The following is a 14,019-nucleotide window of genomic DNA, read 5'->3' on the forward strand; positions in this document are numbered from 1 at the left end:
ATGGCTCGATGGCAGGAGCCCCCTGGCTTCGGCAAGCGTTTGCTGACCGCCCTGGCGGTGGCGCTGGTCGTCACGATGGGGCTGGCAGTGGCAGTCGACTTCGTGGGCCTGTCCCGGACGGGTGTGCTCATTTCCTACGCGGTCATCGGGATCGTCTGCGGGGTGGCGGTGCTGTTCGTCGCCTTCCGCTCGCAGGGCCGACCCACCAACCGTAAGTAGTCCGAAGGGAGGTGGCCGGTGCGTTCGCGCCCGCCACCTCCCTTTCTCAACCGAGGGACCAATCATGATCAACGGACGGCTGCGTGCGGCCGCGATGGCCGCCGCTGTGGTCACCGTCGGATTCGTCGGGTACGCGCTGGGCACGTGGTCCGGACCGGCTGGCTCGCCGGCCGCGGCGGAGACCCCGGTCGTTGAGGACCCGCCCGCCGCTCCGGCGCCCGCCGCGGGGACCGGCCGGGACGCGCTGACACCGAACGAGATCGCCATTGCCCGGGAAGTGGCAGTCGACGCCGCGCTGCGGGCCGAGACCACCGATGTGACCGGGGCACCCGGGCCGGAGTTGCTGTCCGTGGCGTTGGCTGGGGGAGACGGTCCGCGTCGTGCGGCGGTCCTGCTCTACGACTATCGCGACGATCGCCTGATCAAACGGGTGATCGACCTCGCCGGGCGTGCCGTCGCGGGCTCTTTCTCGGCGAGCGACCGGCAGCCGCCGCCGACCGAGCGAGAGGTCGCGACCGCGACCGACCTGCTCTGGGCCGACCCGGCAGCGAAGCTGCTGCGTGAGCGCTTCCACACCGCGACCGGCCGCGACCTGACCGCCAGGTCAGATGTGGAGGTCGAGGCGCAGACAGTTCCCGACGGCACGGGTGCGGCGGCAGCCTGCGGAGCTCACCGCTGCCTGATGTTGCTGCCTCGCCCGCGCGATGCCGCCTACCTCGACCTGACCGACCTGGTGATCGACCTTTCCACTCGTAAGGTGGTGCAACGATGAGACTTCGTGCGTCGCTCGCGGCGCTGGCGCTGGTCGCTGGCATGATCCTGATCCCGCGCGTTGCTCAGGCGGAAGATCCGCAGGCCCGCTGCGGCGCGGCGTCGATGGTTGCGCAGACCCTGCCTGGCGGCACCCGCTGGCGGATGTGCTGGCACATCGACCCGCAGACCGGCCTGGTCCTCGAGGACGTGTCGGTCGCCTACCGCAGCGCGCCGGAACCCATGCGGGTACTCGAGTCGATCACGCTTGGCCAGCTCAACGTGCCCTACGACTCGGGCCAGACGGAGTGGAACGACATCACCTCGTTCGGCTTCGGTGGCGACGCCATGCAGGAGCTGACCGGCCGGGAGTGCCCGGACGGGTCCCGGCGCGCGCCCTATGGCGGTGCCGCCAGGGTGCTGTGCGTGACCGCCGACGCTACCGGCCCGGCGCAGCGCGTCAACGACACCGCGGAGCAGACCCTCTACACCCGCGAGGGTCACGACTTGGTGCTGCGCACCGTGTCCAAGGTCGGCTGGTACGAATATCTGACCGAGTACCGCTTCGGCGACGGCGGCCGGATCACCGCCCGGCTCGGCGCGACCGGCGACCTCTCGCCCAACGACTACACCATCGCCAAGGCGGGCTGGCCGATCGGCGAGGGCCAGCAGGACAACGCGGCCGCTCACCACCACAACGCGATCTGGCGGGTCGACTTCGACCTGGCTGGTGGTGGTGGCGAGCGGGTGGAGCAGCTTGACAGCACGCCCACCGGCAGGCAGGGCCGTAACTCGGCGATCCTCGAGTTGACCCGCACCCCGATCCCCGCCGAGGCCAACCTCACCACGGCAAACCGTCGCTGGTGGCGGGTGGTCAGCACGACCAGCGTCAACACCGACGGCCACCCGCGCTCATACGATCTGGCGCTGGGCGCGGGCGACGTCTACGAGAGCCGCCCCGAGACCCGGCCGGACGTGTCGGTCACCCAGCAGCGGGCGTGCGAGAAGTTCGCCACCTTCAACCTGGACCCGGAGTGCGGTGCCCGCTCGGTGCTGCAGTACGTGAACGGCGAGCAGCTGACCGACCCGGTGATGTGGGTCCGCATCGGCTTCCACCACGTCCCACGCGACGAGGACCAGAGTCCGATGCACACCCACTGGCAGGGTTTCGATCTCAACCCGCGCGACTTCACCGCGACCAACCCGCTGGCACCCAGCGCCCGAGCGACGATCAACGGCCGCCCCTAGCTTGATCTTCAACCCCAGGGGAGAGGCCCCGCGAGTTGAAGGTCGAACTAGGCGGCTGTATGGAACTGACGGTGGTTCGACCGGATCCGCCGTCGGCTTGACGGGGTCCACCCGGCCCCCAGCTATTGACGGGGGCCGCCTAATTTTGTCGGCTGCGTCGATCGTTTGGGCGCGGGCCGTCAGAGCGGGTCGAGGCGGCGCTTGAGCAGGCAGAACTCGTTGCCTTCTGGATCGGCCAGGACGTGCCAGGACGCATCCGCGGGCTGACCGATGTCGACGAGTTTGGCCCCGGCGGCCAGGAGGCGTTCCAGCTCGGCGTCCTGATCGCGGTCGGTGGGGTTGACGTCGATGTGCAGTCGGGCCTGCCCGTTCTTCGGCTCGTCGTCGCGGATGAGGAAGATCGTCGGCTGCGGGCCGCCGAACCCTTCGCGCGGGCCTATCTCGATGTAGACCTCCGCTTCGCGATCGAGCTCTATGAAGTCCAGGACCTCGCACCAGAACCGCGCCAGCGCCTCGGGGTCGCGGCACTTGAGAACGAGCTCACCGATACGGCATGCCATTTGACGAAACCTACTCTCAGCACGGGAACTGCCGGGGCTGCCGCACGCGGATCTCATGGGGTCCCTGCAGTGAGAACAAGTTCGCGATCGTACCGGGGCTGTGGAAGTGTCCCGCTGTTGCGTCAGTGATCCGCCGAGGTGCTTGGGTGCGCCAAGGTCGCCTTCGACCAAACCGGGGCGTCGGCCTCCGTCGTTAGGGGCAGCGGCTTGCCGGAGGACCGGTATGGCAACTCGCGGGTGGGGCTCGGGTCGGCCAGGCTGCACCCGACGAACGTTTGGAGGTGATGAGACGCCCCCACCGGTCCGAAGCCAGCGGGGGCGCAACAGTTGCAGCCGCCTGAGGCTACTGTTCGGCACCGACAAGGCTTGGCGAGTCGCCCTCTCCCGACACCTTCGCACTCACCAGCGAGGTGAGCACCGACAGCACCGCCGCACCGGACGCGATGCCACCGGCCGCTGCCCAATCCGCCTGCCATGCGTTGAACACGACGTCAGCGCCCCAGTAGAGCAACAGACCCTGCGCGGCGCTCTTCACCGCCCGCTCGGCGGTGGCCTTCCAGAACTTTGTGGTGAACATTGTGGTACCTCCAGGGGTAGGTTCATCGGACGGTCCATACGTCAAGAATGCCTGGTCAGGGGCGGTTGGTGCTTGCCGCGCTGTCCGGGGTCGCCGGCCCACGGCGGCGGCGGTGACCAGAACGCGATTCGGGCGCAAGCCGACAGCGTCCGGGGCGGGGCGGACGCGTTGAAGCGCAGCAGGCGGGGAAGGTGACGCGCGACCTGTGACGGCCTGAGGCGGCAGGCAGGCCGGTGGCGGTGGGTTGGTGGGGCGCAGCGCCGAGTGGGTCGAAGCTGGGTCGCATCGCGCGTCCGTCGTGCTCGCCGCCCGCTCGCTGACAGCGGCAGATCAGTGCGACCGGTCTTGTGGGCTGTCCACCCCGCCGGGGCGGCGGAGGCCGGTAGCTCCGCGGCTGCGGCCTGCGCGAGCAAGCAGTGGGCGCAGGCGAGTGTCAGAATCGTGTCGACGGAGCCGGTGCGTGGGGCGAGGAGAAGACATGAGTGACTGGAACGACAAGATCATCGCTGAGTTTCGCGACAACGGTGGGCAGGTCGGCGGTCAGTTCGCAGGCGCACCACTGCTGCTGTTGCACACTGTCGGCGCCAAGAGCGGCCAGCCCCGCGTGAACCCGATGATGTATCAGAAGGTGGACGGTGGCTATGCCGTGTTCGCGTCCAAGGGCGGCGCCCCCAGCAATCCCGACTGGTACTACAACCTGCTCGCCGAACCGAAGGCCCAGGCGGAGATCGGTACGGACAAGGTCGAGTTGGTAGCCAGAGTCGCCGCCGGGGACGAACGGGAACGGATCTGGACCGCGCAGAAGGCCGCGTACCCGGGCTTCGCCGACTACGAGCGGAAGACCACCCGCCAGATCCCAGTCGTCGTACTGGAACCCAGGCAGTAGAGGGCCACCTCAGACAGTTGTCGGCGTGCCAGCCCAGCCTCAGTCATCTCCGTATTCGTCCACGTCCAGCTCGGCCCCTGTGTGGCGAAGGAACTCCAGGGCTCGGCGATCGAGGTGCCAGCCGAGACGGTGCTGCTGGTCGCCATCGTCGTCATTGAAGTAGCGCACCACCTGGAGTGTCGAGGTCCGACCCTCACCTTCGGACTCGTCGATCACTCGCACGAGGGCCGCGATCTCATCTGCGACAGGCGCAAGGCGGTCGATGATGCGGTGAATCTGCTCATCGACCGTCAAGCCGCTGTCCCGACAGACCACCCTCCACGAATGGACGCGCGGCATCGGAGGGTTTTCCCTCTTGCTCCCCAGGACGCTGATCTCGTCTGGCTCCATGCCCAACCGTGTCGCCATCTCGTGCGCCGGGAGATCGCGTGAACGCATCGAGAAATACACGTACTGGTGTACCCGCATGGCCCCGATCGTGGCAGTGAACCGGCACAGCAAACACCCGCAATACCAGGGCATGCCCGATCCGTGCCCGACACCGCTGTCAACAACGGAGTCGGCGGTGGTTGGTGTGCGCCGCTGCGAGCCGGCATGGCAGGTCAGACGTGTCGAGTGGGTCCGTCGGCGGGGCGTACTCCCGCCGACGGACCTCAGCAGCAGACGGAGCCTACGGTTTGCGGGCGAGGAGCCCGACGAACGTGTGATAGGTGTCGGTCTGCACCGTAGCGGGTGCGTCAGGCTCTGGGCGCCACTCGGCCAGCGGCACCAGCCCCGGCTCCAACACCGTCAGCCCGTCGGCGAACGAGAGGATCTCCTCGTCGGTGCGCCAGCGGCCGGTGCCCAACGATTCGTTGAAGACCCGTTCGACCTCGCGGGCCTTGCGGGAGCCTTCCGGGTCTCGCTCGCCCGGGTCGCGGAAGTGCGAGATCGCCACGTAGCTGCCCGAGGGCAGCGCGTCGATCAACGCGGCGGCGACCGCCTTCGGGTCCTCGTCGTCGCCAAGGTGGTGCAGGATCGCGAAGAGCAGCAAGCCGATCGGCCGGTCGAAGTCTAGGAACCGGCGTACGTCCGGGTGGTCAAGGATCTCCCGCGGCTCCCGGATGTCCGCCTGGATCACCGTCGCGGTGCCTTCCGCGGCGAGCAGGGCTCGCCCGTGTGTCAGGACGATCGGGTCATTGTCCACATAGACCACCTGAGCCTTCGGGTTCTGCTCGGTGGCGACCTCGTGCACGTTGCCCTGGGTGGGCAGCCCCGATCCGATGTCGAGGAACTGGTCGATGCCCGCCTCAGCGACAAGGAAGCGGATCACCCGACGCAGGAAGGCCCGGTTCGCCTGACCGGCGGCCGGCCCGTCCGGGGTGATGCGCAGGGCGTGCTCGGCGACCCTCCGGTCGGCCTCGAAGTTGTCCTTGCCACCCAGGAAGAAGTCGTAGACCCGGGCCACGCTGGGAATGTTGGGGTCGATACCGGGGGGTGCCGCCTTGTCGCGGGTCACAGGCGTCTCCATTCGATGGGGATTGGCGCAGGTCGAGGTCTGCGGCGGTGCCGGCGTTCCGGCGAGTCTAACGATCGGGCGGGTTGAATTTTGCCCCACTGGTATCGCTCCCAGTGAATCGTCCCATCGGTAATGGCGACACACCGGGTCGCGGCCGGCGGCCGGCCGCGACCCGCCCCGCCCGAACGACGCGGCCCCGGCGTCAGGAGCAGTTCTTGCCCTTGTTGATGCAGGTGGCGATGCGTTGCATCGTCTGGGCTGAGTTGACGTTGACGAAGTCGTTGTGGTCGGAGAAGGGGTTGTGGTTCTCCTCGGGGAAGGAGTCGAGGGCGTACTGGCCCTTGACCTGCACGTCGCGGGCGATGTCGTAGGCCACTGTGATCCGCAGTTGCGGGATCGCCCGGAAACCCTGTGGGCAGGCGCCGGTGGCCTTGTCGGCGAACGCGACGTGGTTGCGGTGGTTGTCGCTGTCGACGTTCCTGCCGTCCCAGCAGCCGGGGAAGTCGTGGACACGCTGCACCTGACTGCCGGCGGGGCAGATCGGGTACTTGTCGGAGAGCCGGTCGGCGAAGCCCGAGCAGGTCCAGGTGGCGCGGGCGTTGGCCGGGCCACGGCTGGTGGGCTTGGCGTCGCCGGTGAGGGCCCGGAGGAACTTCGGCATCGGCACCACAGTGCTGACGGGGTTGCCGCGGTATTCGATCAGCACCTGCGCCGGGCGGACGATGCCGCCGGTGTTGCCGGGCAGCTCAAGGTTCGGTCCCTGCGGGTCGGGGAGCGCGGCGGCGGTGGTGGTGGGTGCGCTGCTCGGTGCCGCCGGGGTGCTCGGGGCCTGGTCCAGCGTGCAGCCGGCGAGCGCGTCGAGACCCTGCGGGCGGGGGGCCTGCCGCCCGATCGCGGTGGCGATCCGGTCGAGCACGGCGACCCGCTTGGCGCGCAGCGGTCCGAGGATGGCGTTGTCGACGAAGGCCGGGCCGCCCTGGCCACGACTGGTGACCAGGCGCTCGTTGGCCTCGGAGATCTGCCGGTCGAGGTCGTCGAGGTTGCGGTTCACCTCGGCAAGCGCCCGATCGGGTACGCCGGGCAACCTGTCCCGCACGGCCGGGCACTGGATGCGTGGATTCGCGGCCTGGGCCGCCTTGACGCTCGCCCGGTGGGCGCTGCCGGGCATCCGGGCGTGCATGTCGTCGTAGCTGACGTCACAGTCGACAAGCGAGACCAGGCCAGGCTGGTTACCGCCAGCGGCGGTGATCGTGGTGCTGATCTGCTTGATCATCGCGGCGCGGCGGGCCCGCAGCGAGTCGATGACCTCCCGGTTGAATGCGGCGTCGATGCGGCCCCGGCTGGCGGTCATCCGGTGGTTCGCGGCGGCCTGCTGGCGATCCAACTCGGCCAGCAGACGGTCGACGGTGCCGCGGGCCCCGGTGGGGACGGCGCGCAGCCGTTTGCCGACCGAGGGGCAGACGACCATGGGTTGGGTCTGGGCGAGGGCCTGCTGGAGCTGCTTGCCGCCGCGGACGCTCTTGTCGATGCGCACCACCGGCCAGAAGTAGGACGACTTGTCGCCGTTGCGGCAGGTGGTGCCGGAGGCGTCCAGATCGGCGTCGGAGGAGTTCGCGGTGATGGCCAGGTTGCCGACGAAGTCGTGGACGTGTTCGGCGCCGTTGCGGATGCCGGGCTGGGCCACCGGATTGTCCGGGCTGAACTTGCCGATGCCGTTCGTGCCGCAGTCGACGGTGAACCTGCCGGTCGACGCACCGGCGGCCGGCCTCGGGTTCTGCACGTTCGGCGGCACGTTCTCGATCGACACGAACTGGTCCAGGCTGGTGGCGGCATCCGCGGTGCCCTTGCCGCCACCGGAGACGAAGGTGGCGGTGAGCGCGCCGGTGGCCGCCAGCACGAGCGCGGCCATGGCGAGTCGGGCCGGCCGGGTCTGGCCCAGTGCGGTCCCGTTCTTTCTGCGGTTCATCGGAATCTCCTCAAAGCCGGAAAGGGCTCCGGTGCTGTGCTGTCTCCCCTCGGTACGGGCCAACGGGCGGTCAACGGTCAGCGGTCACCGGGCACGTCACGGTTCGGTAAGAAGTCGGGCATGAGCCGCGCCGATCAGTGGCCGAGGCGTGAGACGCGTTGGTGATCATCGATCCCTTGCTGCATCGTCGACGTATGGCAGGCGTTCGCTCGTCCTCGCTGTTCCGCCGTTTGCGGCCAGGCCTGCTGGCCGCCGTCGTGCTGTCGACGGCAGTGCTCGGCACCGCTCTGAGCGCCGCACCGGCGGCCGACGCCGGCACCGTGACGCCCGCCGCGTACCCAGAGGTCGCCCCGGCGCCCGCTGGGGCCGCGGTGTCCGTCGCAGCGCCGGCCGGGACCGCCCCGCCAACGCCGACGCCGACAGCGCCGTCCAGTACGCCGAGCACCGCGCCCGTCCCGCCGAGCCCGCCCACGAACCTGACCGCCAGCGAGGTCCGGACCGGGTCGATCACCCTCACCTGGACGGCCGCCACGTCCAGCTGCTGCGCCATCACCGGCTACGACATCACGTACTACCAGGAGTTTGGCGACGTCATCTTCAGCGCTACCGCCGGCGCGGTCACCACCACCACGATCACCACCCACGTTGGGCCGGGCATGCAACTCTCGTTCCGAATGATCGCCCGGGACAGCCTCGGGCAACGCTCGAACTGGTCGGACATGCTGACCGTGGTCACACCGGTGACGGACACCGGCCCGGACACCACCCCGCCGAGCGCGCCGCAGAGCCTGACCGGCGGCGAGGTGAACGCCTCGACGGCCACGTTGTCCTGGTCACCGTCGACGGACAACGTCGGCGTGCTCGGGTATGACGTCTACCGGTTCGACGGCTGGTTCATCTCCAGGCTGATCGCCACTGTGCCGGGTACGACGTACACGACGTCGCTACCTGCGTCGACGCCGCAGCGCAACCTGTACTACGTGCGGGCCCGGGACGCGGCGGGCAACCTTTCGATCGCGTCCAACACTGTCGAGTTGCCCACGACGCCCCCGCCGCCCTCCACCTGCCGGGTGACCTACCGCAACCAGTCCGAGTGGCCGGGCGGTTTCGTGGCCTCAGCGACGGTCCACAACGCCGGGACGGCGCCGGTCGACGGCTGGACCGTGACCTTCAGCTTCCCCGGCGACCAGCAGGTCACCTCGGGGTGGAACGCCACGATCGGCCAGACCGGTGCCACCGTGACCGCCCGTAACGTCGACTGGAACCGTGTCCTCGCGCCGGACGGCTCGGCGACCTTCGGCATCCAGGGCCGGTGGGGTGTCAGCGACGCGCCGCCGACCGGTTTCTCGCTGAACGGCACCCCCTGCACAGTGGGCTGAAGGAGTCTCGTGGACACCCAACCGGTCACCCCCCACCGCCGCGCCAGGGCCCTGCTCGGGGCCGTCACGGCCGGCATCCTCGTCGTCGCCACCACGCTCGGCGGCACGCCCTCACCCGTCTCCGCCGCGAACACGCTCACCATGCGCGGCGCCGACGTTTCCTCGTTGCAGCGCAGCCTGGACCTGGGTGCCAGGTACTACGACGCCGGCGGGGTCGCCCGCGACCCGCTGGACATCCTGAAGTCCGTCGGCGTCAACTACGTCCGACTGCGCGTCTGGAACAACCCCATCAGCGGCTACAACAACAAGACCGCGGTGTTGGGCCAGGCGAGGGCGGCCAGGGCGAAGGGCCTCAAGGTGCTCGTCGACTTCCACTACTCCGACACCTGGGCCGACCCTGGCAAGCAGTACAAGCCGGCAGCCTGGGCCGGCCACAGCCTGAGCCAACTGCGTACCGACGTCTACACCTTCACCTACGACGTCTGCTCAAGCCTGCGGGGGCAGGGCACCCCACCGGACAGCGTGCAGATCGGCAACGAGATCAACGTGGGGATGCTGTGGAACGAGGGCAAGGTCGTCAACAACGACTTCGCCCCGCTGGCCGGCCTGCTGAAGCAGGGCTACAACGCCACAAAGGCCTGCGGCAGCGGCATTCCGGTGATGATCCATACCGCAAACGCCGACAGCAACGCCAACGCCCGATGGTTCTACGACGGCATCCGCGCCCAGGGTGTGCAGTGGGACATCACCGCCCAGTCGTACTACTGCATGTGGCACGGCAGCCTGGCGAACCTCTACAACAACATCGTCGATCTGCGCGGGCGCTACGGCAAGCCGGTGGTGATCGTGGAGACCGCGTACCCCTTCACCCGCAACAACGCGGACAGCGAGCCGAACGCCATCGGCGACGCGACCTGCGACGGCATCAGCGCGACCTGGTCCGGGCAGGCCCAGGAGTTCGACTGGGTGCAGAACACCGCCCGCAACGCGGGGGCCATCGGTGTCTTCTACTGGGAACCCACCTGGTATGCCGTCCGCGGCAACGGCTGGGACCCGGCCAACATCAACGGCACCGGAAACCAGTGGGACAACATGGCCGTCTTCGACTGGTCCGGGCGGGTGAACCCGGGCGTGCGCTGGACGCCCTGACCACTTCTGCGCGCGCGCAGAAACCGAGTGCAGCCACGGTCAGCAAGCGGGTCACTGCTACTTTGCCGGCCGTGAATGTTCAGCAGATGTGGATCGACCGCATCATCGAGGTGACCGGATGGTGCCACGATCCTGAGGGTGGTGCCGGCTGGGAGCAGGTGGAAGCCGAACTGGGAGTCGTGCTGCCGTCGGACTTCAAAGAGCTGTGCCGGCGGTTCGTGCCGGGGGCGTTCTACGCGTACCTCGACCTTCTGCGGCCGACCGACAGTCACGCGCAGCCGTTGCTTCGGACCTGGGCCTCCTGTCGCCAGTGGGCAGCCGGCCATGAGTCCGCGCACCTGTGGGCCCCCTACGAGTTGTACGAGCCCGGCAAGGGGCCGGGGCTGATCCAGTGGGGCAGCGACCAGACCGAGGGGGAGTACTACTGGCTGGCCGACCGCTCAGTGGAGCCCGATCGGTGGCCTGTGGTCGCGCGGTGGGACGGCATCGAGCCGTGGCACCAGCTGATGATCAGCAGGTGTGCGTCTGCCAACTCACCTTCGTCGCGAACATTGGCACGTACAGGTCCCCGCCGCCGGGGCGAGCGCAGATCGCGCCGGAAAGCTGCGTCCCGAGGTAGTTGTACGACCAGGTGATCTCGGCGTTGCGGGAGGTGCGGTTGTAGAAGTTGAAGGCCGGGACGTTGCCGGACCATTCGGTAGTGGTCACCAGAGACGGAGTCGCGGTCGGACCCTCTGCCGGGTGATCCCAGTTGGGCCAGATGCAGAACGTGCCCTGCGGACAGTTCCCGGGTAGCCAGGCTTCGTTTGATGCTTGGGAGCTTGCCGCCGAAGCGGCGGGGGCGGTGGCCAGCACGCCGGCGACGGACGCGGCGAGGGCGATGGATTTCAACAGCACGGTTCACCTCGTTGAATAGACATTCATGGATGAATGTCAAAAGGCTACCGGTGGAAATTTGAAGGGTCAAGCAACAGGATGCGACGGCCTGCGCAATCGTCCGATCACTCCATCAGCACCGGCTCAGGCCGTGACGTCGTCGTGGGTCACAGTGATGACGATCTTGCCGACCTGGCCGTTGGCTGCCATGTAGCGGTGGGCCTCGGCGATCTCCGTGAGGTCGAAGATGCGATCGACGACCGGGGCGATGACGCCTGAGGCGAGTCCCGCGTTGACGAAGGCGACGGCGCGGCGCAGGCGTTCCGGGTTCATCGTGATCTCGAAGAGGGTGTAGGTGCTGCTGTTCAGCGCCGGGTAGGACTGCGCGTTGGGTAGCGGGGTGGGGCGCGGGTCGAGCGCTCCGTAGGCCACCAGGAACCCGTCCGGGGCGATACCCAGGGCGAGGGTTTCCACGCCGGGCCCGGCGATCGGGTCGAACGCCAGGCGGACGCCTTCGCCGCCGGTGATTTCCTTGATGCGGGCAGGAAGGTCCTCGTCGTCGCTGACGATCACGTGGGCCGCGCCGGCGTCCAGCAGGCGCTGCTTCTTGCCGGAGCCGCGCGTGGTGGCGATCGGGATCGCGCCGATGTGGTTGGCGAGCTGGATGGCGGCGAGACCAACGCTGCTGGAGGCTGCCGTGATCAGCACGTGGTCGCCAGGGCGCACCTTGCCGGACTCGATGAGGGGTCCGTAGGCGGTGATGTAGGCCATCCAGACGGCCGCCGCCTGGGTGGGCTCGACGTGGACGGGGCGAGGCACGACAGTCGAGGCCGGAACGATGATATGGGTGCCGTACGTGCCGTACCTGCTCTGCAGGAACGCCGGTACGACGCTGACCGTGGCACCCTCGGCGAGGCCATCCACACCCTGGCCGACCGCCTCGATCACGCCGGCCGCCTCGTAGCCGAGGGTGGAGGGAAACACCGGCTGGTCGAAGTAGGCGCCGTCGCGGTACATGATTTCGGCCCGGTTCAGGCCGATGGCGTCGACGCGGATCCGGACCTCGCCCGCGCCGGGTGCGACCACCTCGACGTCGTTGAGGGTGAGGACCTCGGGGCCACCGAGCCGATTGAACTGTACGAGCTTTGCCACGGTGCATCAGTCCTAGCGGTAGGAGTCACGGGACGGCGCCGAACCAACGTGCCGCCGTCCCGCACGTTACCGCTAATCTCGACTGCGATCAAACTACGACGATCGTCGTAGTAATGACACGAACTCAGGCCGCGCCTGCCCGCGTCTCGGTGCCGGCGGCAGCCACCACCGCCGAGAGCAGGCCGGGAAACCGGCGTTCGATCTCGTCCGCGCGCAGGGCGTTCATCTTGGTTGTTCCCACGTAGTACTGGCGGATCACGCCGGCCTCGCGCAGCGTGTTGAAATGGTGCGTCAGCGTCGAGACCGACACGGGCGTCTCGAACGTGCCGCAGCTCATGTCCGTGCCGTTGCTGGCCAATTGGGACACCACCGCTCGTCGTACCGGATCCGCCAACGCCTCCATGACCTGCTGGAGGGAGACCTCGGACAGGTCGGGGTGCTTCACGGTCCGGGCGGCACTACGAGGGCGGGGCACGGCAACTCCTTAGAACGGGCGCATCGCAACCCAGCCATCGTACGACGCTGATCAAAGTATCCCGGACCGATCAGACCCGGGCCCCGTCGGATCGTCGCCCTGTCGGGCCGGGGATAGGCAGAACGCCGATAACGGCGCCGATCTGCCGCAGGCTGGTGATGAGCGCTCGGAAGGCGCTCGTGGCATCCAGGAAGAGAAACCAACATGATCTTGCAGAAGCATGCGATCGGTGGTCAAGGGCTGGTGGCCTCGGTCGAGGGACTCGGCACCATGGGCATGACCGCGATGTACGGCACCCCGGACGACGCCGAGTCCGCCGCCACCGTTCACCGCGCACTCGAACTGGGCGTGACCCTGTTCGACACCGCCGACATGTACGGCCCCCTCACCGGGGAGGAACTGCTCGGCCGGGCACTGAGAGGGCGTCGCCACCAGGCCATCATCGCGACAAAGTTCGGCGGCGTGACGCTCGACGATGCCGGCCGCATCATCGGCGGCGCCAACGGGCAGCCTGACTACGTCCGCAAGTCGCTCGACGGATCGTTGCGCCGGCTCGGCACCGACTACGTCGACCTGTACTTCCAGCATCGGGTCGACCCGAACGTACCGGTCGAGGAGACCTTCGGCGCGCTCGGCGAACTCGTCGCCGAAGGCAAGATCCGCTACCTCGGGATCAGCGAGGCGTCGCCGCAGAACATCCGTGCCGCGCACGCCACCGCGCCGCTGTCGGCGGTGCAGACCGAGTACTCGCTGTTCACCCGCAACGTGGAGACCAACGGCGTGCTCGACACGGTGCGTGAACTGGGCATCGGGTTCGTGGCGTACGCACCGTTGGGCCGTGGTTTCCTCACCGGCTCAGTTCGTAGTCTCGAAGACCTGCCCGAGAACGACTGGCGTCGTACCTGGCCCCGGTTCGCCGAGGAGAACCTGCGGCAGAACCTGCTCCTGGTGGACCGGATCCGCGCCATCGCGGAACAGGCGGGTGTCACGCCCGGCCAGCTCGCGTTGGCCTGGGTGTTGGCGCAAGGTGACCACGTCACCGCAATTCCGGGCACCAAGCGCCGCACGTATCTGGAGGAGAACGTCGCCGCCGCGCAGCTCAAGATTGACGCCGGCTTGCTCGATGAACTGAGCGCCGCCGCTCCGGTCGGTGCCGCCGTCGGCGAGCGCTACACCGGACCGGCGATGGCCGCGATCCAGGAGTAGCTTCCGACATCGACGGGATTGGCGGCGACCAGGGCGTCGAACGTGGCGAGGTTGGCGTCGGTGAACGCCGTCGCGTCG

At 68.4% G+C, this 14,019-nt stretch carries 15 protein-coding genes; 7 read left to right on the forward strand and 8 right to left on the reverse strand.

What is annotated here, in order from left to right:
* From AB0B98_RS23895 to AB0B98_RS23905, 3 genes are all read left to right on the forward strand, one after another.
* Positions 1-219, forward strand: coding sequence for a hypothetical protein (locus tag AB0B98_RS23895; RefSeq protein WP_357365404.1), 219 nt, complete (start codon positions 1-3; stop codon positions 217-219).
* 64 nt (positions 220-283) lie between these two features.
* Positions 284-991 (forward strand): hypothetical protein, encoded by a 708-nt coding sequence (locus tag AB0B98_RS23900; protein ID WP_357365406.1) that lies wholly within the window; start codon positions 284-286, stop codon positions 989-991.
* The gene (locus AB0B98_RS23905; protein WP_357365408.1) at positions 988-2,217 is read left to right on the forward strand and encodes a primary-amine oxidase; all 1,230 of its coding nucleotides are present in this window, start codon (positions 988-990) and stop codon (positions 2,215-2,217) included. Before AB0B98_RS23900 ends, AB0B98_RS23905 begins: the two co-directional genes overlap by 4 nt.
* Before the next feature lie 179 nt (positions 2,218-2,396).
* On the opposite strand, the gene AB0B98_RS23910 is transcribed toward AB0B98_RS23905, so the two are convergent.
* Both AB0B98_RS23910 and AB0B98_RS23915 read right to left on the reverse strand, forming a co-directional pair.
* On the reverse strand, positions 2,397-2,777 hold the full coding sequence (locus AB0B98_RS23910) for a VOC family protein (RefSeq protein WP_357365410.1): 381 nt from the start codon (positions 2,775-2,777) through the stop codon (positions 2,397-2,399).
* 343 nt (positions 2,778-3,120) lie between these two features.
* Positions 3,121-3,354 carry a holin gene (locus tag AB0B98_RS23915; protein ID WP_088990712.1) on the reverse strand — a complete coding sequence of 78 codons (234 nt, stop codon included), beginning with the start codon at positions 3,352-3,354 and terminating at the stop codon, positions 3,121-3,123.
* Between the two features lie 478 nt (positions 3,355-3,832).
* Here AB0B98_RS23915 and AB0B98_RS23920 point away from each other — a divergent pair, with 478 nt between their 5' ends.
* On the forward strand, positions 3,833-4,240 hold the full coding sequence (locus tag AB0B98_RS23920) for a nitroreductase family deazaflavin-dependent oxidoreductase (RefSeq protein ID WP_357365412.1): 408 nt from the start codon (positions 3,833-3,835) through the stop codon (positions 4,238-4,240).
* Positions 4,241-4,279: 39 nt separating this feature from the next.
* Here the strand turns inward: AB0B98_RS23920 and AB0B98_RS23925 are convergent, their stop codons facing one another.
* The 3 genes from AB0B98_RS23925 to AB0B98_RS23935 form a co-directional block, all read right to left on the reverse strand.
* A complete protein-coding gene (locus AB0B98_RS23925; protein ID WP_357365414.1) occupies positions 4,280-4,708 on the reverse strand; it encodes a DUF4279 domain-containing protein in 429 nt (142 codons plus the stop codon).
* A 202-nt stretch (positions 4,709-4,910) separates the two neighbouring features.
* Entirely contained in the window at positions 4,911-5,738 is an 828-nt protein-coding gene (locus AB0B98_RS23930; protein WP_238671489.1) for an SAM-dependent methyltransferase, read from the reverse strand.
* A gap of 202 nt (positions 5,739-5,940) precedes the next feature.
* Positions 5,941-7,704: a DUF1996 domain-containing protein gene (locus AB0B98_RS23935; RefSeq protein WP_357365416.1), complete on the reverse strand. Its 1,764-nt coding sequence runs from the start codon at positions 7,702-7,704 to the stop codon at positions 5,941-5,943.
* Positions 7,705-7,898: 194 nt separating this feature from the next.
* On the opposite strand from AB0B98_RS23935, the gene AB0B98_RS23940 reads away from it, so the two are divergent.
* Both AB0B98_RS23940 and AB0B98_RS23945 read left to right on the forward strand, forming a co-directional pair.
* Positions 7,899-9,083: a cellulose binding domain-containing protein gene (locus tag AB0B98_RS23940; protein ID WP_357365417.1), complete on the forward strand. Its 1,185-nt coding sequence runs from the start codon at positions 7,899-7,901 to the stop codon at positions 9,081-9,083.
* Between the two features lie 9 nt (positions 9,084-9,092).
* Positions 9,093-10,232 (forward strand): glycosyl hydrolase 53 family protein, encoded by a 1,140-nt coding sequence (locus AB0B98_RS23945; RefSeq protein ID WP_357365419.1) that lies wholly within the window; start codon positions 9,093-9,095, stop codon positions 10,230-10,232.
* 510 nt (positions 10,233-10,742) lie between these two features.
* On the opposite strand, the gene AB0B98_RS23950 is transcribed toward AB0B98_RS23945, so the two are convergent.
* The 3 genes from AB0B98_RS23950 to AB0B98_RS23960 all read right to left on the reverse strand — a co-directional run bounded on the left by AB0B98_RS23950 (position 10,743) and on the right by AB0B98_RS23960 (position 12,735).
* Positions 10,743-11,129, reverse strand: a complete 387-nt coding sequence (locus tag AB0B98_RS23950) for a hypothetical protein (protein ID WP_357365421.1) — start codon at positions 11,127-11,129, stop codon at positions 10,743-10,745.
* 123 nt (positions 11,130-11,252) lie between these two features.
* Entirely contained in the window at positions 11,253-12,260 is a 1,008-nt protein-coding gene (locus AB0B98_RS23955) for a zinc-dependent alcohol dehydrogenase family protein (RefSeq protein ID WP_357365423.1), read from the reverse strand.
* A 124-nt stretch (positions 12,261-12,384) separates the two neighbouring features.
* The gene (locus tag AB0B98_RS23960) at positions 12,385-12,735 is read right to left on the reverse strand and encodes a helix-turn-helix domain-containing protein (protein ID WP_357365425.1); all 351 of its coding nucleotides are present in this window, start codon (positions 12,733-12,735) and stop codon (positions 12,385-12,387) included.
* A 204-nt stretch (positions 12,736-12,939) separates the two neighbouring features.
* On the opposite strand from AB0B98_RS23960, the gene AB0B98_RS23965 reads away from it, so the two are divergent.
* Positions 12,940-13,941 carry an aldo/keto reductase gene (locus AB0B98_RS23965; protein ID WP_357365427.1) on the forward strand — a complete coding sequence of 334 codons (1,002 nt, stop codon included), beginning with the start codon at positions 12,940-12,942 and terminating at the stop codon, positions 13,939-13,941.
* The last annotated feature ends 78 nt before the right edge of the window (positions 13,942-14,019 follow it).

This window comes from Micromonospora sp. NPDC048947 (assembly GCF_040649495.1).
Lineage (GTDB): Bacteria > Actinomycetota > Actinomycetes > Mycobacteriales > Micromonosporaceae > Micromonospora > Micromonospora alfalfae.

Excerpts from the sequence above, each read along its gene's own strand:
- AB0B98_RS23905 (WP_357365408.1), top strand. The coding sequence starts at position 988 with ATGAGACTTCGTGCGTCGCTCGCGGCGCTGGCGCTGGTCGCTGGCATG.
- AB0B98_RS23965 (WP_357365427.1), top strand. The coding sequence starts at position 12,940 with ATGATCTTGCAGAAGCATGCGATCGGTGGTCAAGGGCTGGTGGCCTCG.
- AB0B98_RS23895 (WP_357365404.1), top strand. The coding sequence starts at position 1 with ATGGCTCGATGGCAGGAGCCCCCTGGCTTCGGCAAGCGTTTGCTGACC.
- AB0B98_RS23940 (WP_357365417.1), top strand. The coding sequence starts at position 7,899 with ATGGCAGGCGTTCGCTCGTCCTCGCTGTTCCGCCGTTTGCGGCCAGGC.
- AB0B98_RS23915 (WP_088990712.1), bottom strand. The coding sequence starts at position 3,354 with ATGTTCACCACAAAGTTCTGGAAGGCCACCGCCGAGCGGGCGGTGAAG.
- AB0B98_RS23935 (WP_357365416.1), bottom strand. The coding sequence starts at position 7,704 with ATGAACCGCAGAAAGAACGGGACCGCACTGGGCCAGACCCGGCCGGCC.
- AB0B98_RS23925 (WP_357365414.1), bottom strand. The coding sequence starts at position 4,708 with ATGCGGGTACACCAGTACGTGTATTTCTCGATGCGTTCACGCGATCTC.
- AB0B98_RS23910 (WP_357365410.1), bottom strand. The coding sequence starts at position 2,777 with ATGGCATGCCGTATCGGTGAGCTCGTTCTCAAGTGCCGCGACCCCGAG.
- AB0B98_RS23900 (WP_357365406.1), top strand. The coding sequence starts at position 284 with ATGATCAACGGACGGCTGCGTGCGGCCGCGATGGCCGCCGCTGTGGTC.
- AB0B98_RS23920 (WP_357365412.1), top strand. The coding sequence starts at position 3,833 with ATGAGTGACTGGAACGACAAGATCATCGCTGAGTTTCGCGACAACGGT.